The following is a 22,873-nucleotide window of genomic DNA, read 5'->3' as shown; positions in this document are numbered from 1 at the left end:
GTACGAACACCTAGTGTTATTTTGTTGATATATGGTTTTTTCAGGAGATTGTCACATGTGTGGATTGGACGAGTGGGAATTTGACAGTGAAGAGACTTCCTTCCCTTACGACCGATTCCACGTGAATTTCTCCACCATGACCGGTGACGATTTCCTTACAGATAGCTAGACCGAGACCCGTACCACCAATTTTTCGACTATCTGAGTTGTCGACGCGGTAGAATTTTTCAAAGAGACGACTGAGCGATTGTTCTGGAATCCCAATTCCTTCATCCCGAACTTGAAGAATGACTTGATCAAGCGATGTCGTCAGTACGACATCGATCGCACCGCCAGATGGTGAATACTTCACCGCATTATTCAATAAATTATTGAGCAACTGTCTGATTTTTTCTTCATCTGCTTCAATGACGGGTAACTGATCTCCTTCGTGACGGAACGTAATCCGATGAGCTTGTGTCGAAGCTGCATAGAACTGTGTCGTCTCTTCGGCAATCGCATGAACGTTCACCGATGCTTTTTTATACGATTGTGTGCCCGACTCCATACGCTGGACATCTAAGAAATCATTGACGAGATTCGCAAGGCGTTCCGTTTCGGAATGGATCGTCCGTAAATATCGATCTTGGCGCGATTCTTCGATGTCCCGGTTGAGCATGAGCTCTGTAAAGCCGTAAATCGAAGAGAGTGGCGTCCGAAGTTCATGAGAGACGGTTGAAACGAGTTCCGATTTCAAACGATCCATTTCGGTCTCTTTCGTCACATCACGCATGACAAGCATCGTTCCTTTATGCACCTGATGAATCTGGATCACCTCGACATAAAATTGAATGAATACCGTCTCGTTTCGAATCGAGAATTGTAGACTATCCGTCGGTAATTCTCCACGGAGAACTGAATCGACGTATCTGCTGAAGACTTCTGGTTCATCGACGACAGATCGAATGACTTCAAGACATGTTTGAAGCGTTTCTTGCTCCGTGTGGACTCCATATCGTAATTCCGGGAACAGATCGTACAGCGGTCGATTGACGAAGACCTCTTCTTTCCCAGGTTCAAGATAGATGACCGCTTCTCGAATCGAATCGAGAATTCGCTCCGTTTTCGCTTTTTCTTTTGTCATCTCGTCAAATAAACGCATTCGCAAGAGTGATAGTGACAGTTGACGGGAGAAGGACATGACGTCTCGCATCTGTTCATTCGTGAACTGATCGCGGTAGCGGACAAGGTAAATATACGCGATGATATCATCTGCCGTTGGATCGAGAATCGGCACAGCCGTTTCATACATATAGTACGGATACGGTAATGGATGATTGCTTGCGACTTGTTTAGAAGAATGAACTGGGGTCTTAAGCGATTCTGCTCGTTTCAACAGTGACGCATCATTTTGGAGCAACTGTTCTGCCAGTTCATCCGTCATCCCATAAGTGACGACAGAATAACTATCTTCCTCATCCACGAACACCAATGCACCGATCTCCGAATCCGTGATTGTGACGAGCTTCTCGATGATTTCGGGATAAGCGGTCAACGACTCACGTGCCGCAAGTGTCTCGGTTAAATCATTCCGGTACTGGAGATGCTGTTCATTGCGCATCGTCAGCTCTAACGCTTCTTCAAGCTCTTGCTGTTGTGCTTGCAATTCTTCTTGTTGGGCTTGCAGTTCTTCCTGTTGCGCCTGTAATTCTTCATTTTTCGCTAATAAATGCTGCTTGTTCTCGGAAATCGAACTTGCCATCTGATTGAAGGATAACGCCAGAATTCCGATTTCATCTTTACGATTCGGTACTTTGACGCTCGAAACATCTTCACCGTTTGCAAGCCGTTGACTGTTCTTGACGAGAGATAATAATTCCATCGTGATGCGGCGAATAAACGGATAAATAAAGAAAATCAAGATGGCAAGTAAGACGACGATATTCGCTAACCAAATCAGCTGTGTCGTCCGGATTTCCCGTTCCAGCTGGGCGCTCGTCCGTTGTGCCCAATCCTCTAAAAATTCACGATAACCGCCGAGTGCTAGCTCGCTCTTATTGATCTCTGATAGTACATCAATGTTTCCTTGAGCATCTAATTGAATCTTACCTTCAGCTAACAATCGCTGACCAAGTGGCAGTTCAGCAAGTGTTGTTCCTTTTAAGAACGATTCCGTGACATCTCCGGATTCTTTCGCTTTGACATAAGATTGAATAAGCGGCAAAATGGCATCGAAATAATAACCATACAATTCTCTCGAGGACTGGGCGAATGCCTTTCCCTGATCATAAATCGCATTTTTTTCGAACCATTCTGTATCCTGATCAATCTTATCTTGCTGAGCCATGACTTGATTGTACAATTCTCCATTCCCCATCAAGGCATAACCACGCATATTGAACTGGACATCCTGCCACTCTTCCCATAAGGCACCCGCACGTGCACTCCGATCACGGATATCTTCTAATTTCGCCCGAGTCGCCTGCAGTTTCGTATCGGTATAGTTGTAGACGATCAATGATGAAATCATCAATGTAGCTAATACGACATAAAAGGAAGCCATGAGTTGGCGCCCGATTTTTCGATTAATCCACTTGGTGATCACTCAGTATTCCTCCCACGACATCAATCAGTTCTAACGGACTAAATGGCTTTGAGAAAAAGTAATTCGCACCAATCTCTTCCGCTCGTTCGCGGTCCGATTGTTGACTTTTAGCCGTCAACATCATGATTTTTAGATGTTGCTTATCCGGATGTTGTCGGACTTTTTCGATGACTTCAATCCCTGTCATTCCAGGCATCATGTAATCGAGTAAAACGAGATCATATTCAGCGTTCATGATTTTTTGATACGCTTCGTCTCCATCTGTCGCTTCGTCGATCGTATATCCTTCATCTTCTAGTGTATCGAGTACTAACATTCGTAAGACATCTTCGTCTTCTGCTAATAAAATACGTGCCATCTATTAAAACCTCCCAAAATTATCCATCGTCAAAGTGACATATCTTCTTTATTTTACACAGTTCCTTCACAATAAGAAACGGAAATCGCTTCAGAAACTGATTTTCCCTCCTTATTCCTCATCCCTCTTTCGTCCTATGCTAAAACCTCCCTCATCTCTACCTTAAGTAGGAGAACGAGGAAGGTCTCGATCGTATCAAAATTAAATTAAACTAAATCAATCGTTTCTTCTAAAGCAAACGCATAGATGACCTTCCGTGTAATCTGAATATGAAGAATCGCTTCTAGCGCTTCTTGATACAGATTCAATTGGGTCGCATATCGTTCACGTAACACGTCTGCAGGTGTTTGTCCGACTTCCGTCGTAACGATTTGATCCGATTTATAATCGAGCAAGATATATGATTCTCCATCCTGAATCAAACAGTCGACGATTCCTTGCATGACTGCGTCATCCACTGGACCTGTCCAATCTTTCCGGAAACGCGATGCCCCGATCTTATAAGTGAATGGCAACTCACGATAGACGTGGTTCGTCCGTAATCGTTCGCTGAACAATTGTCCGATTTCAGAGTCGAGGAACCCTTGTAACTGTGCTGTCGCTTCCCGCATCGTCGTCGCTTCAATCGGCGTAATGCGTTCCGTTGCTTCCCACTGATCAATTTGATGCGAAATCGATTCGTCCGGTTCATACAATTGCATCGCTAAGTGTAAGACCGTTCCTCGTTCCGCCCCACTGAGAACTGGTCCGAGGAATTGAGGCGTTCGGTAATAGGTCGTCTGGCGATATGTCGTTTCAAATGCTGCACGTTCCAGCTGTTCCGCTCGCTTCAGTTCCGTGACGGTCTGTTTTGCTGCCGTCTCTGTCGCAAGCGCATGCGGATACTGATACGAAAATGCCGCTTCGACGATTTCTTTGACTTGCGAATTAATCGGCACATCGATTTTTTCAAGCTTCTGGACGTGTTCGAGTTGCTCCACGAGTGTTGAGATTTCTTGATACGGTGCTAACTCCTCTAAAGACATCACGCGAATCGACCAATCCGTCTCATCCGGACGTAGTAAACTACTGCGTAAAACTGCCGGAACGACCCATTCTGCATAACTCTTCGCTTGGCGCCGGTCATTTTCAGGTAGTAAGACTTCATCTGGTGGCGTCATCTGCCAAGTCGCCATTTGATCTTCTAAATCCTTGACTGTGCCGACGAGAATCAACTTTTCCTTCGCTCGAGTCATCGCAACATACAAGACGCGCATCTCTTCCGCCTTCATCTCTCGATCCATTTCCCGGCGAATGACTTCTTTCAGAAGGGTCCCAGATCTTAAACGACGAATTGGATCAATCGCATCTAGGGCAATGCCATACGTCTTATGCAACTGAATCGCTTGCATCTGATCCTGTTTGTTGAATTGCTTCGTCAATTGGCTGACGATCGTCACAGGGAACTCGAGTCCTTTTGATTGGTGGATCGTCATGATGCGAACGACGTCCTCGTCTTCTCCAAGCGAACGGGCTTCTGCGAAGTCTTCTCCTCGTTCAATTAATCGATTGATCAGACGAAGGAAACGATATAATCCACGATAACCGGACGTCTCATATTGCTTCGCTCGCTCATATAAGGCGTTCAAGTTGGCTTGACGACTTTTTCCTCCGGCGAGACAGCCGACGTACTCAAAATAGCCGGTCTGATCAAAGAGCGATCGAATGAAAGCCGGAAGAGCACTCCCACGCGCTTCAGTTCGCCATGATTGAATCTGACGGATGATTTCATCTATTCGAATCCCGAATGATGATTCCTCTGCCGCCATCGCTAGCGCTGCCTCATAAAAGCTTCCTTCTTTTTGTTTTGCTCGAATCCGTCCTAAATCTCGATCTGCCACTCCAAAAATCGGCGATCGTAACAGACTCGCGAATGGAATATCTTGAAGTGGATTATCGATCGTCTTGAGCAATGCCATCATGATTTGAATTTCCGTCGCTTGGAAGTATCCGCCCGTCGTATCCGCATAGACCGGAATCTCATACTGTTCGAGCACTTCGACAAGCGCTTGGACACGCTTACCACGCGACCGTGCTAAGACGACGATGTCGCGGTATTCACAGGTCCGGAATCGGTTTGCTTTCGCATCGTAAATTAGATGTGGATGCATCGAATCAACGAGTTCTAAAATTCGTGTTGCAATCGCTCGTGCTTCAACCTCTTCTTTTTCACTATCAAGTGGATCAATCAAAAGTAATTCAGGCGCCACTTGCTCCGATTCGAGATAACTCAGATTCCCGAGTCGAAGGTGCGCGGCTTCATCGTAATCAATCTCCCCGACGGTCTCATCCATCACTTGGCGGAAGATTTGATTTGTTCCATCCAGCACCTCAAGACGACTCCGGAAGTTTTTTGTTAAATCGATCCGTGTTCCCACGTCGGTCTGTTGGAATCGTTTGAATTTCTCAAGGAACAATCCTGGCTCTGCATGACGAAATTTATAGATGGATTGTTTGACATCACCGACCATGAATAGATTTCCTGTCGCCTCATCCGTTTTCGAGACCAATTGGATGATGCGTTCCTGAACCTCATTCGTATCTTGATATTCGTCAACGAGTACTTCGACGAAGCGTTCCTTCAGAAGTTTTGCCACGTCTGACGGTTGTCCTTCGTCCGTCAAAATCTCTAATGCAAAATGTTCAAGATCCGAAAAATCGACGATACCACGTTGTTGTTTCGCTTCAAGATAATCACTTGCAAATTGACGTACGAGTGTTACGATCGTTTCCACATGTCGAAGCTGCGATCGTAAGTCTTCTAAATAATCAACACCAGTCTTTTGGACGAATAGCTCTTTCATTTTCTTGAACTCCGCTACGAGTCGCGTCCGCTCTGCTTGAAACGGCTTGATTCCTTCATCCCCGCGTGGACTCTTCCAGCGACCGAACTCTACTGCTTGAAAAGCAAGCGCAACCATCGACCATTGGCGTGCTGACGTCTCAAGTGAGGTAAAAGGAGCAATGTCCTGTCGCATCATGTTTCCCATTTCCGCATAACCAGACTGCTCCAGCTCAAAAGCAAGTTCTCGGTAACGTCCCAATACATTTGAGAGACTTTCCCACTCTAATTCGACTAGTCGTTGCATAAGTGGAGAATCATCCGGATCAATTGGCTGATCGTACTGACTGATTAAATGTGCATAAAAGGCTTCCGGATCCGGTAAGGAACGGGAAAACCGATAGAGATTCGAAATCAGTGTCAGCATCGCTTGATCATCCCGATCTGACGTATAACTATCAATCAAATCATAGAATCCCGGGTCCTCAGAAGCATAAAAGGACTCAAAGACCGCTTCTAAGACATCGTCTTGTAATAACAGTAATTCAGATTCATCGGCAATTCGAAACGCAGGATCCAGACCAATCCGGTAATAATTTTCGCGGAGAATCGACAAACAGAACGAATGAATCGTCGTAATTTGTGCCCGGTTCATCAATTGACGCTGTTTTTTCAAATACAAATCGTCCGGTGCCTCTTTGATGCGCTGATCCATGACCTCGATGACCCGCGTCTTCATCTCACGTGCTGCCGCATTCGTAAAGGTAGCAACTAGAATTCGATCTGCCGACAACTCATCTTTGGGATCAATCAATCGTTGCGTCAGCCGTTCGACGAGGACAGCTGTCTTCCCTGATCCGGCTGCCGCTGAGACTAGGATATGTCCACCTCTAGCTGAAATGGCTTGTTGTTGTTCTTCCGTCCAACGCACGCTCATTCTTCTTCCTCCTTCAACCGTTCCAGTACCTCTTTTTCAGACATCGTCTTTAATGGGCGATACTGATTCCCAAGCGATTCATCGAACTGACAGACTGAACGATACTCACAAAAACTACACGGAGTCCGCTCTTGATAATCAAATGGATTGATAGCGATATCCCCATCATAGATGTCTTGACTGCTGTCTTTTAGTGCCTCCCATGCATGATCCATCAGCGCTGATAAATCTTCCTCCTGTACGACACCTTTCGTCTGCGTCTTATGCAGTCCGTTTTTCGTGAATGTCACTTTGACAAGCGGTGATTTTTTTCGTTCATCGTACGCAATATGATCCATCGCTCGTAGTACTTCGTCATTCTCGAGGATGACGCCTTGCATTTGATAGGACTCGAGTAACAGTCGGTTGCGTTCTTCTTCGTCAGCCGATAAATCGCCCCGCAACATGGGGTTTTTGACGTGGAAATATAACGCACCAGCTGGTTTTGCCTGCTGTTGATAAAGCAGCTCCGACTGTTCCACGACCGTCTTCAAATACAACAACATCTGAATCGCAAGCCCATAATAGATTTCCGCAAAATCAAGTCCTCGAGCACTTGATTTATAATCAATGATTCGAACGTATAGCTGATCACCAATCGTCGCCTGATCAATCCGGTCGATGCGACCCGTGAATTCAATTTCTGTTCCATCCGGCAATGTAAAGCGTAATGGTGGGAACGTCGCGTTCCCAAAACTGATTTCAAATAAGTCAGGTTCAAAATCTGTTCGTTTTGCTTGTTCAACAAGCATTTTAGCTGTTTGTTCGACGACATCCGTCAATTTTTTCTTGATATACCCGAACCGACTCGAACTCATCAAAATCGCATTCTGAATTTCAGGTGTCACCTTTTCAACAGCTTCCTTCGCAAGTGTTCCGCACGTCTCGCCATCGAGCTCGCGCCAGTGTCGTCCAGAAGCTTTAATACTGAGCGACAGATCATTCAGTGCACCGTGGAACAGATTCCCAATGTCCGGTGCTTCGAATTTATACAGTTTTCGCTCGCGTAAACGAAGGCCGTATCGTGCAAAATGCTTATACGAACAGGCATTATAGGTCTCAAAACGCGAAACGCTTGCTTGCAGTGACTCACCATATAAACGATGCGCCAATCCTTCCGGCAAGGCTTCCGCTTGATTTTGATAGAACAAGGCATTCGAGAATAATCCCATCCGTTCACGTCCCTGTCCGTTTTCGAGAAGCGTATTATACACTTCGAACCAAATTGGCTGGATCGGATAACGTCGTTGCAGACGCCGGAGTTCAATCGCTGTCGCTGCTGCCGCGCGATCTGGGCTCGTCACGAAATCAAGTTGTTCTTGCGGTGCATGTTCTCCAGCTTCTGCAAAGTGTGTTTTGATCGGACGATCGAGCAACAGTTGTCGCTTTAATTGTTTTGTGATCGCTGCCGGCTGAAGCGCCTTTCCTTCTTCATCGACAAGTGCGTAACTAACATACAATGCTTCACTTGGAGCCATCATCCCTTGATACAGGTAAAACAGCTCATCATCAAACACGTCAAGAGACGCTTTTCCAACCGGAATACCATGTTCATGTAAGAAGTCATGATCATTTTCGGACAGTAACTTTGATTGATCTTGAACGAACGGAATCAGACCATCATTCGCTCCCAGTAAAAAGACGACTTTCACTCGTTGTAATCGTCCACGGACATAGTCCGTCGCGATAACTTGATCAAGCGATGGAGGAACAAGTGCAAAACGAAGGCTCTCAAGTCCTGTCTCGACCATCTGAACAAACAGTTCCGTTGACAAGGTATGCTCAGGCGCAGCAGCTTCTAGCTGTTCGAATAGATGGAGTATCGCTTCGTACACTTGATCGTGCTCTCGAGCAACAAGTAACTGATCCTGCTCTAGTGCCTGCTTACGCCATTCCATTAAACGTTCTGCAATTTTTTGTTCTTCAAGGAATTGATAAAGACCTTTCGTATACGCGCTCATTGTCTTTGCCTGCTTCAACCGACGGTGCAATGGTTCAATCAAGTCGACGACGAAGGTTCGTAAATCGTTCAGTTCTTCTTCTTGCGCAAGCTCTTCTTCCGTTAAGCGAACTTCCTCTGCTAGGCGTCGCTTTAATTGCCATGGTTGTTGCCACATCGATCCTTTGATGCCGCGTTCGAGCACGAACGTCTCGAAACGATCGAGCGCTAGACGCGCATCTTCTGCTGGAATCGGCAAGAGCTCCGTCTTCAGTAAACGAAAGACTGTTTCTTCCCGATAACCCGACGTCACGATGTCTAAAGCAGATTGAATCAAGTCAATGAGCGGATGATGAACCATCGACTCACGTTGATCCAAGAAATACGGAACATCGTACATGTGGAAGGCTCGTTCCAAGTGATCCGCATACGGCTCAAGATGTCGCACGACGAATGCCATTTCATGAAAACGATACCCTTTTTGTCGAACGAGTTGAATCGCTTTCCGCACGGCTGATTCTGCTTCGACTTGACGGTTAACTGCAGCTGTCATCTGAAAGCCGTCAACGTCATGATCGACAGCGGGATATCCCGGCTTCAACAAGGCCTGCTCCAAATGTCGTAGCCCTTCTGATTGAAACTTGATTGGTTGATCGTACAAGATTTCTTCGTATGGAATCGACAGCTCCTGCATCTGACCGATCAACTGCATGTAGCATCGCTGAGACACACCAAAAGAGGTTTGTTTCGCATAAGGATCCGTTGGGTCCATCGTAAAACTAATATGCATTTCAGCCACTTGTTGCATCAAGGCGAGCAGTACTTGTTGTTCCTGAAGCGAAAATTCATAAAATCCGTCGACGATGATCGTCGCTTGATCCAGTCGTGCTTTTGGAAGTAATTCAAGTAACGTCGTATAGTAATCGTCCGCATGGAGTGCTTTATCGACGATGCGTTCCGTAAAGCGCTCATAAATCAAAGCAAGATCGTTCAATTTCGGTGACCGTTCGAGAGAACGATCACTCACTTGACGCAACATATCTGGTTCAATCAGCGAGCGTTTAAACGACGCGATGAGCTCATCAAGTCCTTGGAAAAATCCTGGCATGTTTTTAGTTCGTTTAAAAATCTTCAGTTCGTCTTCTGATTCCTCGACGACCTGTCGCAGTAATAGCTGTGTCCCTGTCTCATCGAGAAATGGAATCGCTTGATTCCCGTAATCGCGTAAGATATGAAACGCAAAGCGCCGTAGACTCATGACCTCAAGACGAACAAGACCTGCTATCCGGTCATCTGTCGCAATCCGCCGCTCCATTTCAAATGACATCTGATCCGGAACGATGAAATACATCTTCTCCCCTAGCGGTCGTTGCTCGAGTTCTTGTACGACGCGCTCGATCAATTGTGTCGTTTTCCCACTACCGGCACGACCAATATGCATATGGTTCATCAAGAAAACCTCCTCCTCGTTTTTTCTTTACTATCAGTATCTCACAAACAAGAACAAATGTACTGTTTTTGGCGCATGTCTTCTAAGTATAAATTTGCTATAATCAGGACACATCCTATGTAAGGCAGGTGATGCTTCTTGTCACTTTACGAAACCATCGGAGGCGAGCATATACTCACATCCTTGGTTCGCTCGTTCTATCATCAAGTCTACCATGATTCACTGTTGCGACCGTTATTCCCTGAAGATCGACAACGTGTCGAACAGGCACAACTCGTCTTCTTGATCCAATTGACAGGAGGACCGCGCGACCCGGATCAACCGCCGGCGAGTTTAGCGATGATTCACCGGTTATTACCGATTCAAAAAGAACATGCCATCCGTTGGTTGGAACTGATGGAAGTAGCTTCTCTTGATACGATTCCAAATGAAGAAGCACGACTCCAACTACTCGAGCGATTACGAATTGGCGCGATGAATGTACTACGCGTTTGTGAAGCACACCAGATGGACTGAGGGATTTTTCTTTCTCATCTGTCCATTTCCATGTAAAATAATAATTGGAGGCGATAAAACATGACGGAAGAACAAGAACAACGACCTGAACTCGTAAAGAATGCGATCGAGCAAGCAGAAGCATCGACGAACGAGGATGACACGCTCGAGGAAGAGCAAACCGAAGAACAAAAAAAATTGGATCATATCAAAGGTCTCGTAACACTTGAACGTGGATCTGATTACTATCGTGTCGTTTTTTATGACGACCATAAACACTTGATTTTCAAGGAACTCGATTACGATCGTGTCGACTTCGTAGGTCGTTTCTACAATGATAGCTTTGATCCGACAAACTTGACGGAACTAGAAGAAATCGCAGACAAAGCACTCTCGACTTCTTTACGAAAACGATTCTTATAATGCATGAAATAAGCCATCCTCCGATTGGAGAACGGCTTATTTTTTATTGATCAGATTGTTTTTTCTTCCGACGAAGAACGTAAGCAAGAACGCCACCTGCGACAGCGATCCCTGTTGCCGCCAAAATCGGTAATAAGACCTTTTTGTTAGATGCTAGTTTTTGTTTGACTTGCTCAAGGCGCGACTCATTCGTCTCCTTCAAGGCGATAGATGTCCGACGGTTCATCGTGACGTGTTTCGCAGCATCCGTCACGACGATGCGTTTCGTGACCCAACGGCGATTTCCAGCATCATCGACGACCAATTGTCGTGCCCGTTTAATTCCTTTGATTCGTTTACCCGGTGTATTTTCCGGACGCACGATGCGAGAACTGATAAAGCGTCTGCCTCCAGTCGCACCAAATCCAGGCTGTAGTTTTCGGCGATTTAACCATTCGTATGATTCATTCATCGTGTCGCGGTAAAAGTTACCGCTTCACCTCCCTATGATTTCTCTCTCTACTGTTTCTCCTTACGTAAGTAAGATTCCTGTTATGTGTTTCCACTTTTCACCGATTCTTAAACTCCGGCAACTGAAAACGACGTTGCATTTCATACGCCAGTTCCAGCGTTTTAATCCGTTGTCGCTCGATGCTGTACGCAGATGCATCGGTATCGATACATTGCCCGGTCTGAAATTCGACTTGTACTTTACCCGATTTTTTCTGAACAGTCTTCATCTGTTTAAAATTAATCCAAATACATTCTGCCTTTTCTTTTGCGGTCGTTGGAAAGAAAATCGTCTGTGCTTGCCAATCCACTAAAACAGGTGTCTTTCGGTTCGGACCAAGAATATGCCGCGCTGCTTCAATTCTTCCACGCATCGACGAACCAAAATACAAACAGGATTCTTCAATCAACTTAATGGGATGACCATCTAAAATACTTTCAGAATGTTCCTTGATGACGAGTGTCTGCGGTTCACCGTATTGACCGTATCGCGGGATCAAGGCTAACGTTTCTTCCGTGATTGGGTATGACATCTCCTTCGCTCCCTTCCTGGATTATATTGGTTATATCAAACTTCCTTTTGCCTTGCATGAACGGAACGATTATTTCCTAACGAAAAAAACGAGATCCAAAGATCCCGTTTTTAAAATTCTTTTGGTTTTTTTTCCTCTTGCACAATAAAATGACGTGGGAAATTAAAAATCACACAAACTTTTCCAACTCCATTTCCCGCAGAACGGTTTTCGATTGCGACCGTTCCATCATGACGCTCAACGATCCGTTTGACGATATAGAGACCAAGCCCAAACTTTCCTTCCTTGCCACGTGAGAATTGATGGAACAGTGGCGAGGAGGCGTCAAGCGGTGGTCCGTCATTTTCGATTTCGATATGCACCTGATCCGCTGTTCCGGACAATCGGATATCGATTCGTGTTTCGGCATAACGAATCGCATTGTCCATGACATTTTCTAGCGCAACACGTAACTGCTCTCCTTCACCAAGAACAATTCCTGCTTCTCCGCTGACATGCCATTCCAGTGACTTCGTTCCAGAAAAGCGATTTTTCAACAGATGCACCATCCGGTCGATGTCAACATTGTCCCAGGTCGAACGATCGAGCTCGAAATAGTCGAGCTTCGTGACATAAAGTAGAGCCGCGACTTTTTTCTCTAACCGCTCCGCCTCTTCATCAATGACGGATACGGATCCGGTCAAATCACCATCTGGATAAATCCCGTCTGAGATGGACTGGGCATAACTTCGAATAACCATGATTGGCGTTTTCAAATCATGGGAGATGTTTTGAAGTAATGATTTTTGTGCCTTATCCTGCTTTTCAAGATCCATCCGCATCGCATCGACGGATCGTGCGAGTCGTCCGATTTCATCCCCGCGGTCAAGCGGAAGTGGTGTATCCCATTTTTGAGCCGCGATTTTACCGACCGCTCCCTCGATTTCAACGAGTGGTTGTGTCAAACGTCGTGCTAACCAAAACGCAATGAATAGCGTAAAGATACTTCCGATGATGACGACGAATCCGATTTTCGAGAATAACTGCGTAATCAGTTCTTGTCGATACGCATCCCAAACATAGGAGACACGATAGTACGTTTCACCACTATCCTCGATTTTTCGAATACTGTAGTAGACATCTTCTTTATCAAGACGCGTCGTATACTTTGCCGTAACTGTTTTTTGATCAATCGCATCACGGTACATCTGATTGATCAGCTGTTGTGGCGCTCCACCGTAATAGAGCTTTCCGTTTTTAGAAAGAAGTAGGATATTCACAGAACGGGACTCCTGTTTCCGGCGGTCAAATTCAATCGGATTATCTTGAAGCATCTCGATGACGGAAGCATCTTTCGAGAAGAAGACTTCGCTATTCTCAAGTGTCGCATAGACCTGTTCATCGATGAAATTTCCGATCGATGACCGGATGACCAGGAGAATGACCGCAGAAAGCGTGACGATGACGAGCAGAAACATCGCCCAAATCTGGAATCCAAGACTGCGGTTTTTCATGCAGACACCAAGCGATAACCGATACCGTAAATCGTTTCGAGCTCAAGCTTCGATAATTTTTTACGGACGCGACGAACGAGATCATCGACGACTCGGTCTGAACCGAAATAATCGTCACCCCAGACGCTGACGAGAATCTGCTCGCGTGACATCGGCGTCCCAATTTGTGTGGCGAATAAAATCAATAGATCGTATTCTTTCGACGTCAAATCGATTTCTTGACCATTCTCTTCGATGATTCGTTTCTCTGGATAAATCATATAATCACCGTATTGGATGACACCACTCTTTGGTGTCGCATACGTTCGTGCCAAAATCTTTTTGACGCGGATGACGAGTTCTCGCGGAAGGAACGGTTTTGCGATGTAATCGTCCGATCCCATCTCAAGACCAATGATTTTATCGATATCCTCATCCCGAGCCGAGATGAAAATGACAGGTGTCGTCTCATCATGTGCCTTGATCCGTTTAATCAATTGAAAACCATCCATATCCGGTAGCATGATGTCTAAAATCCATAAGTCAGGCTTTTCAACGATGGCAGAGGCTGCCGCCTCACCAGACGTAAACGATTTCACCTGCCATCCTTCTTGCTCCAAATATTTCACGAGTACACGATTCAAGTTCACTTCATCATCAACTAAATAGATTGTATGCATGGCTCTCACTCCTCGACTAATGTGCTTTGTTTCAGTGTATCAAAGGAATTCCGCAAAATTATGGGAGAGTGGATAATAATTCAAAAAAACCTTTCTTTTCAAAAGAAAAGAAAGGCGAAGTCGTAAATTTTCTATTATTTGACGAGACGGAGCGCTGGATACGCTACTTGCTCGTTCTTTGAAGTCACAGTTATTGCCTGTTGACGACGTTCCATTTTTACGACGTGCGTCAAGAATCCAACGCCGCCTCCTAGCAATACCGTTACACCCGTCATTAATAGAATCTCCATTTTCTTCGCCACCTTTTCCATCGCAATTGATAATCAGTATCATCCTCAAACTGACTATAGCATGCTCAATCGAAAATGAGAAGCGTTCTCATGAAATTAATCGTCTAAAAACTTTTTTTGTTCCAGTTCATGACGTTTTCGGATGATTTCCTTCCAATCGAATTGTCCTTGTTCGAGTCCATTGATTAAAATTTCAGCAGTTCCAACATTCGTCGCAAGCGGCAGATCGTATACGTCGCATAATCGAATGAGTGCCGAGACGTCCGGTTCATGTGGTTGCGCCGTCAGTGGATCCCGTAAGAAGATTACGATATCGATTTTCCCTTGCGCCACGAGAGCGCCAATTTCCTGATCACCACCGAGTGGACCTGACTTACAGCGATGGACGTGCAAGTCGGTTGCTTCCATGATTCGTTGTCCGGTCGTTCCTGTCGCATACAATGTATTTTTCTTGAAGAATGCGGCGTAAGCTCGTGTAAAGCCCATCATCTCATCCTTTTTTTCATCGTGTGCAATCAATGCGATGTTCATCTGTATCCCCTCCTTCTTGTCTATGCACAGAAAAAGAACTTCAGAAACCTGAAGTTCTTGATTCCACTCATGAATTCGTCGGTTGTTTCTTCAATACGGTCCGTAAAATCTTTCCGGTCGTATTACGAGGTAATTGATCGATGAACTCAATCTGTGTCGGACATTTATATTTTGCGAGTGATGTAGCACAGAACGCCTGTGTTTCCTCTTTTGTCATCGTCTCACGGGCAACGACAAATGCTTTGACAGCCTCGCCCATCTCCTCGTCCGGTATGCCGATGACGGCTGCTTCGATGACATTTGGATGTTGATAAAGCACTTCTTCGACCTCACGTGGATAGACGTTGTAACCACCGACGATGATCATGTCCTTTTTGCGATCAACGATATAGAAGTATCCATCCTCATCTCGACGAGCTAAATCACCCGTAAACAGCCAGCCGTCGCGTAACGTCGCTTGCGACTCTTCCGGCATCTTGTAATAACCCGTCATGACGTTCGGTCCACGAACGATCAATTCTCCGACTTGACCATCTGGTAATTCCTGTCCGAGTTCATCGACGACTTTGTTTTCGACATCGACGATCGACGTACCAATCGATCCTGGTTTCTGAATACCATTGACCGGATTGAAACAAGTGACGGGTGATGCTTCCGATAAACCGTATCCTTCGAGGATATGACACTGGAACGTCCGATCAAACGCTTCAAGAAGCGGCACTGGAAGACTCGCTCCCCCTGAGACGAACAAACGTGTTGATTCAAAATAGGTCGCATATTCTGGATGGGCCTTCACGGTTTGAAGTAAGAAATTATACATCGTTGGCACTCCCGCGAAGATTGTCACCTGTTCTTTTTTCGCTAACTCGAACGTCTCCTGTGGTGAAAAACGTGAAGCAATGATGATTGACGCTCCATGTGCGAGTGAAGCATTGACGACGACCGTCAAACAAAAGACATGGAACATCGGTAACACAGCAAGTGTTCGATCGCTACTAGATACATGTAGATAATCTCCAATCGAGCGCGCATTTGATGTCAGATTACGGTGGGATAACATCGCACCTTTTGGTTTTCCTGTCGTTCCACTCGTATAGAGAATGACAGCGATGTCGTCCAGTTCATTCGTCACTTCTGTCAAGGGATGTTCGATTTCGAGCCAGCGATCGAGCGTGATGAACGTCACTTGTTGATGTGTTTCGTTTGGTCCTTCTTGATCCGCGTAAGGAACAGAGACAACAATCTTGAGATTCGGTAAATGCACGAGACGATCTTTTGCAGCTTCGACGAGCGGCGCAATGCCTAAAATCCCCTTCACATCACCGTTCATCAGGATATACCCGATCTCATCCGGTGTATATGTAGGGTTGATTGGAATCGCGATTGCCCCTTGTTTCATGATGGCGTAATATGCCACTAGGAATGCTGGGCTATTCCCTAAGATCAGCGCGACATGATCGCCTTTTCGGATTCCGTTCGCTTCAAGCGCACCGGCTGCCCGGTGAAACTTCTCGACGAACTCACGATAGCTGATTTGCGTGTCCTCAAACACATACGCGGTTGAGTCCGGATGTGTTCGAGCGGTTTCTTCGACGGATTGAATCAATCCAAGCATGAGCAAAATTCCCCTTTCGAATGAATGACTATTCATTTTTTGCGTAAAAAAAATCCATACGTAGTCAAAAGCGACCGTATGGATAGTGTAACACTTTTTGGAAACGTTTTCACCGAGTTTCTTTTTAACCGTTGACGATGACGCCACCGTTTAAATGAAGAACTTGTCCTGTCATATAACTTGAATCATTACACGCTAAGAAGACATATGCCGATGCCATTTCAGCTGGCTGTCCCGGACGATCCATCGGTGTATTCTTCCCGAATGTCTTGACCGATTCATGTGGGAACGTTTCTGTGATGAGCGGCGTCCAGATTGGGCCTGGTGCGACGGCATTAACACGAATTCCTTCTTTCGCTAAGTTCATTGAAAGACTCCGCGTGAAGCTGACGATGGCTCCCTTCGTCGCAGAATAGTCAATTAAAAGCGCGTTCCCTTCGTATGCCGTCGACGATGTCGTATTGATGATGGCAGAACCGAGTGAAAGGTGCGGTAGCGCAGCACGTGCAAGACGCATCATTCCGAAGATATTCGTCTTGAACGTCTTTTCCATCGACTCGTCTGTGATGTCCTTCAGACTATCTTCAGGTTTTTGCATGCTCGCATTATTGACGACGATATCTAAGCGACCAAAACGATCGATTGTTTTTTGGACGAGTGTTTCACAGTACTCCGCATCTCCGATATCCCCTTGAGAGAGCAGGACTTCGCCTCCTAGTTCCTCGAGACGTGCTTTTGTTTCTTCCGCGCCCTCTTGATCACCGTAGAAAGCGATGACGACTTTTGCACCTTCCCGGACATAAGCAATCGAGACAGCGCGTCCAATCCCAGAGTTTCCGCCTGTGACGATTGCTACTTTTCCTTCCAGTTTACCTGCTGCCTTATAATCATCACGCTCATAATATGGTAACGGTTGTTGATCCTCCGTTTTTGGTAACCCTTCTGAAATCCGTTCAAAATCAATAAAGTCCGTCAACGAACCTTCTAAAAAATTATCTTTATTATAGCCCATGAAAAAAACTCCCCCTATGCAGTTGATAGAAAGAGTTTTCCCATAAAGACTTACGCTAAAACGTCTAGGACCTCATCAAGTTCGACAGCCCCGAAATATTTTTTCAATTCATAGCGACCGAGCACTTCGCGAAGAGACGCACGGTCATAACGTGAACCTTCGAGCGCCCGTGCGATTTCTTCCGCATCTTCGACACCAAAGAAGTCGCCGTAGATCTTCGCTTCTTCAATGATGCCTTTTTTAACGTTTAATCGGAAATCAATCGTCCCGATCGGGAATCGTTTTTTATGGATGACATCGAATTTCGGCGATTTTCCGAAATTCCACTCCCAGTTGCCATAACGTTCTGCCGAGATGGCACGTACTTTATCCCAGTCCTCTTCTGTCAAAATATACCGTTCAATCTCTTTCCCTTCATAGATCGAAGCAAGGAGATGATCGACGAATTGTTCCATCGTCAATGGTTCTGACAGAAATTCCGAAATATTCGCGACACGGCTCCGGACTGATTTAATGCCTTTAGAGCGCATCTTCTCTTCACTGACGACAAGCGCATTGACGACTTCTTCAATGTTTGAATCGAGCATCAGTGTCCCGTGACTAAACATCCGGCCTTTAGTCGTGAACTGGGCATTCCCACTGATTTTCCGGCTTCCGACATGAATATCGTTTCGTCCGGATAACTCCGCTTCGACACCGAGTTTATGCAGCGCTTGTACAACCGGCTCCGTGAACTTTTTATAGTTGTTAAACGAATCTCCGTCATCTTTCGTCAAGAAACTGAAGTTCAAGTTTCCTTCGTCATGATACACAGCGCCACCACCGGAAAGACGACGGACGACGTGGATGCCGTTTTCCTCAACATACTTCAGATTGACTTCTTCGTTCGTGTTCTGATTTTTTCCGACGATGATCGACGGACCGTTGATATAAAACAAGAAATAGTCTTCTTCATTGACGTTCAGGTTGTTCAAGATGAATTCTTCAACAGCGAGATTGATTCGCGCATCGCGAATCTCAGGATGGAAGATGAATTTCATAAGGGTTTCGTGCTCCTTTGTGATGGAATCATAATTGATCAGTTACAGCCGTCAACACCACATGCGTCACCTTCAGCGATGACTTCAAGTGTTTGTTCTTGGCGAATTTTCGCGAAGACTTGTTCGAATGCCTCTACTGGTTGTGCGCCTGAAATGGCATATTTCCGGTCGAAGACGAAGAACGGTACACCACGAACACCGAGTTGTTGCGCCATTGCTTCTTCTTCTCGAACATCTGTCGCCAGTTCTTCTGAAGCGAGAAACGCTGTGACGTCTGCTTCAGCAAGTCCAGCATCTACTGCAATCCGTGTCAGAATGGTTGGGTCATTTAAATCTTCTCCATTCATGAAATACGCTGTGAACAAGGCTTCTGATACTGCATTCATCTTACCATGTTTTTTAGCGAATTGAGTCAGGCGATGAGCCTCGAATGTATTGGCTGGGATGACACGATCCATCTCATAGTGCAAGCCTTCCTGACGTGCCGTATCAACGACACCTTGCGACATATTCCGTGCTTGCTCGAGAGTCGTTCCATATTTTGAAGCAAGAATTTCGTATAATCCTTGCGTTGGTACTGCTGGTGCATCTGGATCGAGTTCAAAGCTTTTAAATTCGACCTCGACATCCAACTTTTCATTCGCAATCGCTTGTTCTAGGCGACGCTTCCCAATATAACAAAACGGACATGCATAATCCGACCATACTTCTACTTTCATCTGTGTTCTCTCCTTTTTGTGCGATATCATACTTTAAGCATAGTCGCCTCTAGGCAGAGTTGCAATCTTTCCGCCCAAGACCTCCTTGACTTCATACAAAAAAGAACCAAGACATTGCATCTTGGTTCTTTACCATTTTAAAACTTATTCTGTCACGAGTGCATGCGCTGCATCTTCGATTTCGATATCGAGTTCTTTCGTGTAAGCAGCTGTTTGTTCTGCAGTCCAGTTCAAGACAGATTTCATCTCTTTGATGACCGCGTCTTTGTGAGTACGAGCCCACGCGATGTCGAAGAAGACAGCGCCTGTACGACGGATGAAGAAGTCGATCGGACGAGCGACCATTTCATGTTCGATGCTGTAGTGGAGTTGTGCATAGACAGAACGTGGAAGAGCTGTCGTTGCCGCATCGTATGCTGCTGCATATTCAAGTACTTTCGGTAAGTTCGAACCGTAGCGTTTTGCAAGGAATTGAACTTCTTCTGTCGTTAGACCATTCGTTGCTGTTTGAGCTTTAAGGAATTCAGCAAATCCTTTTGCTCCGCCGACGTGTCCACCAGACATTGGCATGTTTTTCGTCGAACAACGTGCGTATGCGACGTTTTCTTCTTTTTTCAAAAGTTTAGCGACGAGATCAACGACGTGCTCGCCCATTTTACGGTATCCAGTCAATTTCCCACCAGCAATCGTGATGAGACCTGACTCAGATTGCCAAACTTCATCTTTACGAGAAATTTCAGAAGGATCTTTTCCTTCTTCATAAATCAATGGACGTACACCAGCCCAGCTTGATTCTACGTCTTCTGCTGTCACTTTAACCTCTGGGAACATATAGTGAATCGCGTCTAGGACGTAGTCTTGGTCTTCGACTGTGAACTTCGGATGTGCTGTATCTTTATCGAAGAACGTATCTGTCGTACCCACGTATGCTTTTCCATCACGTGGAATCGCGAAGATCATCCGACCGTCTGGTGTATCGAAGTAGACCGCTTGTTTGAGTGGGAATTTCGATTGATCGATGACGACGTGGACACCTTTTGTCAAACGAAGTTGTTTCCCGACTTTAGAGCCATCTTTTTCACGTAATTCATCGACCCATGGACCTGTCGCGTTGACGACTTTTTTCGCACGGATTTCATGCACGTCACCTGTCAAAAGATCCGTCACACGCATTCCGACGACTTTCCCAGCATCATAGATGATTTCTTCTGCTTTTGTATAGTTGACGACACGTGCACCGTGTTCAACCGCTTCTTTCATGACTTCGATCGTAAGACGAGCGTCATCCGTACGGTACTCGACGTAGTATCCGCCACCTTTAAGACCTTGTTGTTTGACGAGTGGTTCTTTTGCCAATGTTTCTTTCGCAGATAACATCGAACGCCACTCAGAACGTTTAACACCTGCTAAGAAGTCATAGACACGAAGACCGATCGACGTACTGAATGGTCCGAACGTACCGCCTTTATGCATCGGAAGCAACATCCACTCTGGTGTCGTGACATGTGGTCCGTTTTCGTAAACGATCGCACGTTCTTTACCGACTTCCGCGACCATTTGAACTTCGAATTGTTTTAAATAACGTAGACCACCATGGACTAATTTCGTTGAACGACTAGACGTACCGGACGCGAAATCCTGCATTTCGACGAGGCCAATCTTCATACCGCGTGACGCCGCATCGAGGGCGATCCCCGCACCTGTGATACCGCCACCTACGACGAGTAGATCGAGTTCTTCACGTGTTAATCGATTGTAGACATCTGCACGGTTTTTGCTTGAGAATGGTTGGTTAGCCATGAATAGTTCCTCCTGTTTAGGTTCGAAAAAAAAGAGACCACAACAAACACGCTGACTATGTCAACTGCTGCTGTGGTCTCTCCATATTCTCCGACCGATTTATTAACTTGACCTTACTATAACATATCTCACATCATTTGAACAACATCGTAGCTTGAACAGCTTTTTGCCATCCACCATAGAGCGCATCCGTCTCTTCTTTCGCCATGCTTGGCTCGAAGCGACGTTCTTTTTTCCATTGCGTCGCGATCTGTTCACGGTTCTCAAAGAATCCGACAGCAAGACCGGCCAAGTAGGCTGCTCCTAATGCCGTCGTCTCATTGATTTCCGGACGCTCAACTGGTGCTTGGATGATGTCACCTTGGAACTGCATCAAGAAGTCGTTTTTAACCGCTCCACCATCGACACGAAGTGTTTTCATCTCGATCCCTGAATCTTGCTCCATCGCAGATAGGACGTCGCGTGTCTGATAAGCGAGTGATTCAAGTGTCGCGCGGATGAAATGTTCTTTTTCCGTACCACGTGTCAAACCGAAGACGGCACCACGAACGTCTGAATCCCAGTAAGGTGTACCGAGACCAACGAATGCTGGTACAACGTAGACACCGTCTGAAGACGTGACGCGTGTTGCGTATCCTTCTGATTCTTTGGCATCATCAATGAGACGTAAGCCGTCACGTAACCATTGAATCGCAGATCCTGCGACGAAGATACTTCCTTCTAAAGCATACTCCACTTTTCCATCGACGCCCCACGCGATCGTCGTCAGCAATCCGTGATCTGATTTCACAGCCTCTTCCCCTGTGTTCATCAACATGAAGCAGCCTGTACCGTATGTGTTCTTCGCCATTCCTGTATCAAAACACGCTTGACCAAACAATGCGGCTTGCTGATCGCCCGCTGCTCCAGCAATCGGAACTGATTCTCCGAAGAAGTGATACCCTGCTGTCTCTGCGTACACTTCAGAAGATGGTCGTACTTCTGGAAGCATCGCTTTCGGGACATCTAAGATGCCGAGTAACTCGTCATCCCATTTTAATTCATGAATGTTATACATCAACGTACGACTTGCATTCGAATAGTCGGTCACATGTGCTTTTCCGCCGGATAATTTCCAGATGAGCCACGTATCGATCGTACCGAACAATAGTTCACCACGTTCAGCACGTTCCCGTGCTCCTTCGACATGATCTAAAATCCATTTGACTTTCGTACCAGAGAAATAAGCGTCAATCAATAGACCTGTCTTCTCACGGAAGAGCTCGGCATGACCGGCTGCTCGAAGCGCTTCACAGATTTCAGCCGTTTGTCTCGATTGCCACACGACTGCATTGTGAATCGGTTTCCCTGTTTCTTTTTCCCAGACGACAGCTGTTTCACGTTGGTTCGTGATTCCAATACCAGCAATCTGCGATGGCTTTACGTTCGCCTCCGTCAGACAAGTCGCCACGACAGCAAGGACACTTCCCCAAATCTCGTTTGCGTTGTGTTCGACCCAACCTGGTTTCGGAAAATACTGCGTGAATTCCTGTTGTGCTGAATGGACGATCTCGCCGGCACGATTAAACAGGATCGCACGTGTACTCGTCGTTCCCTGATCCAATGACAAAATGTAGTTCTCCATCTCTTCCCCATCCTTTTGTATC

18 protein-coding genes are annotated in these 22,873 nt (G+C 45.9%); 2 read left to right on the top strand and 16 right to left on the bottom strand.

Going from position 1 to position 22,873, the window contains the following annotated elements; translation table 11 throughout:
* Window positions 1–40 precede the first annotated feature (40 nt).
* From L985_RS04105 to addB, 4 genes are all read right to left on the bottom strand, one after another.
* Window positions 41–2,584 carry a HAMP domain-containing sensor histidine kinase gene (locus L985_RS04105; protein WP_047396272.1) on the bottom strand — a complete coding sequence of 848 codons (2,544 nt, stop codon included), beginning with the start codon at window positions 2,582–2,584 and terminating at the stop codon, window positions 41–43.
* Complete coding sequence (locus L985_RS04100) at window positions 2,565–2,942, bottom strand: response regulator (RefSeq protein WP_023467390.1); 378 nt, start codon at window positions 2,940–2,942, stop codon at window positions 2,565–2,567. The genes L985_RS04105 and L985_RS04100 overlap by 20 nt, the downstream gene beginning before the upstream one ends.
* A gap of 206 nt (window positions 2,943–3,148) precedes the next feature.
* Complete coding sequence (gene addA / locus L985_RS04095; protein WP_047396267.1) at window positions 3,149–6,700, bottom strand: helicase-exonuclease AddAB subunit AddA; 3,552 nt, start codon at window positions 6,698–6,700, stop codon at window positions 3,149–3,151.
* Entirely contained in the window at window positions 6,697–10,128 is a 3,432-nt protein-coding gene (gene addB / locus L985_RS04090; RefSeq protein ID WP_047396264.1) for a helicase-exonuclease AddAB subunit AddB, read from the bottom strand. The genes addA and addB overlap by 4 nt, the downstream gene beginning before the upstream one ends.
* 138 nt (window positions 10,129–10,266) lie before the next feature.
* On the opposite strand from addB, the gene L985_RS04085 reads away from it, so the two are divergent.
* Window positions 10,267–10,644 (top strand): truncated hemoglobin, encoded by a 378-nt coding sequence (locus tag L985_RS04085; RefSeq protein ID WP_029340964.1) that lies wholly within the window; start codon window positions 10,267–10,269, stop codon window positions 10,642–10,644.
* 60 nt (window positions 10,645–10,704) lie between these two features.
* A complete protein-coding gene (locus L985_RS04080) occupies window positions 10,705–11,046 on the top strand; it encodes a hypothetical protein (protein ID WP_029340963.1) in 342 nt (113 codons plus the stop codon).
* Window positions 11,047–11,089: 43 nt separating this feature from the next.
* On the opposite strand, the gene L985_RS04075 is transcribed toward L985_RS04080, so the two are convergent.
* The 12 genes from L985_RS04075 to glpK all read right to left on the bottom strand — a co-directional run bounded on the left by L985_RS04075 (window position 11,090) and on the right by glpK (window position 22,851).
* Window positions 11,090–11,497 (bottom strand): hypothetical protein, encoded by a 408-nt coding sequence (locus tag L985_RS04075; protein WP_023467385.1) that lies wholly within the window; start codon window positions 11,495–11,497, stop codon window positions 11,090–11,092.
* 97 nt (window positions 11,498–11,594) lie between these two features.
* Complete coding sequence (locus L985_RS04070; protein WP_029340962.1) at window positions 11,595–12,068, bottom strand: competence protein ComK; 474 nt, start codon at window positions 12,066–12,068, stop codon at window positions 11,595–11,597.
* A 110-nt stretch (window positions 12,069–12,178) separates the two neighbouring features.
* Window positions 12,179–13,561 carry a HAMP domain-containing sensor histidine kinase gene (locus L985_RS04065; RefSeq protein ID WP_029340961.1) on the bottom strand — a complete coding sequence of 461 codons (1,383 nt, stop codon included), beginning with the start codon at window positions 13,559–13,561 and terminating at the stop codon, window positions 12,179–12,181.
* Entirely contained in the window at window positions 13,558–14,220 is a 663-nt protein-coding gene (locus tag L985_RS04060) for a response regulator transcription factor (RefSeq protein ID WP_023467381.1), read from the bottom strand. The genes L985_RS04065 and L985_RS04060 overlap by 4 nt, the downstream gene beginning before the upstream one ends.
* 134 nt (window positions 14,221–14,354) lie before the next feature.
* Complete coding sequence (locus L985_RS17015) at window positions 14,355–14,510, bottom strand: hypothetical protein (protein WP_201247404.1); 156 nt, start codon at window positions 14,508–14,510, stop codon at window positions 14,355–14,357.
* A 96-nt stretch (window positions 14,511–14,606) separates the two neighbouring features.
* Window positions 14,607–15,041 (bottom strand): methylglyoxal synthase, encoded by a 435-nt coding sequence (mgsA, locus tag L985_RS04055; RefSeq protein ID WP_029340960.1) that lies wholly within the window; start codon window positions 15,039–15,041, stop codon window positions 14,607–14,609.
* Between the two features lie 67 nt (window positions 15,042–15,108).
* Window positions 15,109–16,656 (bottom strand): fatty acid--CoA ligase family protein, encoded by a 1,548-nt coding sequence (locus tag L985_RS04050; RefSeq protein WP_047396260.1) that lies wholly within the window; start codon window positions 16,654–16,656, stop codon window positions 15,109–15,111.
* A 124-nt stretch (window positions 16,657–16,780) separates the two neighbouring features.
* Window positions 16,781–17,668, bottom strand: a complete 888-nt coding sequence (locus L985_RS04045; RefSeq protein ID WP_029340958.1) for a glucose 1-dehydrogenase — start codon at window positions 17,666–17,668, stop codon at window positions 16,781–16,783.
* 50 nt (window positions 17,669–17,718) lie between these two features.
* Window positions 17,719–18,708, bottom strand: coding sequence for a lipoate--protein ligase (locus L985_RS04040; protein WP_023467375.1), 990 nt, complete (start codon window positions 18,706–18,708; stop codon window positions 17,719–17,721).
* 38 nt (window positions 18,709–18,746) lie between these two features.
* Window positions 18,747–19,427, bottom strand: coding sequence for a DsbA family oxidoreductase (locus L985_RS04035; protein ID WP_029340957.1), 681 nt, complete (start codon window positions 19,425–19,427; stop codon window positions 18,747–18,749).
* Between the two features lie 144 nt (window positions 19,428–19,571).
* Entirely contained in the window at window positions 19,572–21,227 is a 1,656-nt protein-coding gene (locus tag L985_RS04030; protein ID WP_029340956.1) for a glycerol-3-phosphate dehydrogenase/oxidase, read from the bottom strand.
* Window positions 21,228–21,360: 133 nt separating this feature from the next.
* Entirely contained in the window at window positions 21,361–22,851 is a 1,491-nt protein-coding gene (glpK, locus tag L985_RS04025) for a glycerol kinase GlpK (protein ID WP_029340955.1), read from the bottom strand.
* Window positions 22,852–22,873: the final 22 nt, after the last annotated feature.

It is taken from the genome of Exiguobacterium sp. ZWU0009 (assembly GCF_000798935.2).
Classification (GTDB): domain Bacteria; phylum Bacillota; class Bacilli; order Exiguobacteriales; family Exiguobacteriaceae; genus Exiguobacterium_A; species Exiguobacterium_A acetylicum.
The sequence above is the reverse complement of the archived record's forward strand: the minus strand, read 5'-3'. Positions and strand labels throughout refer to the sequence as shown.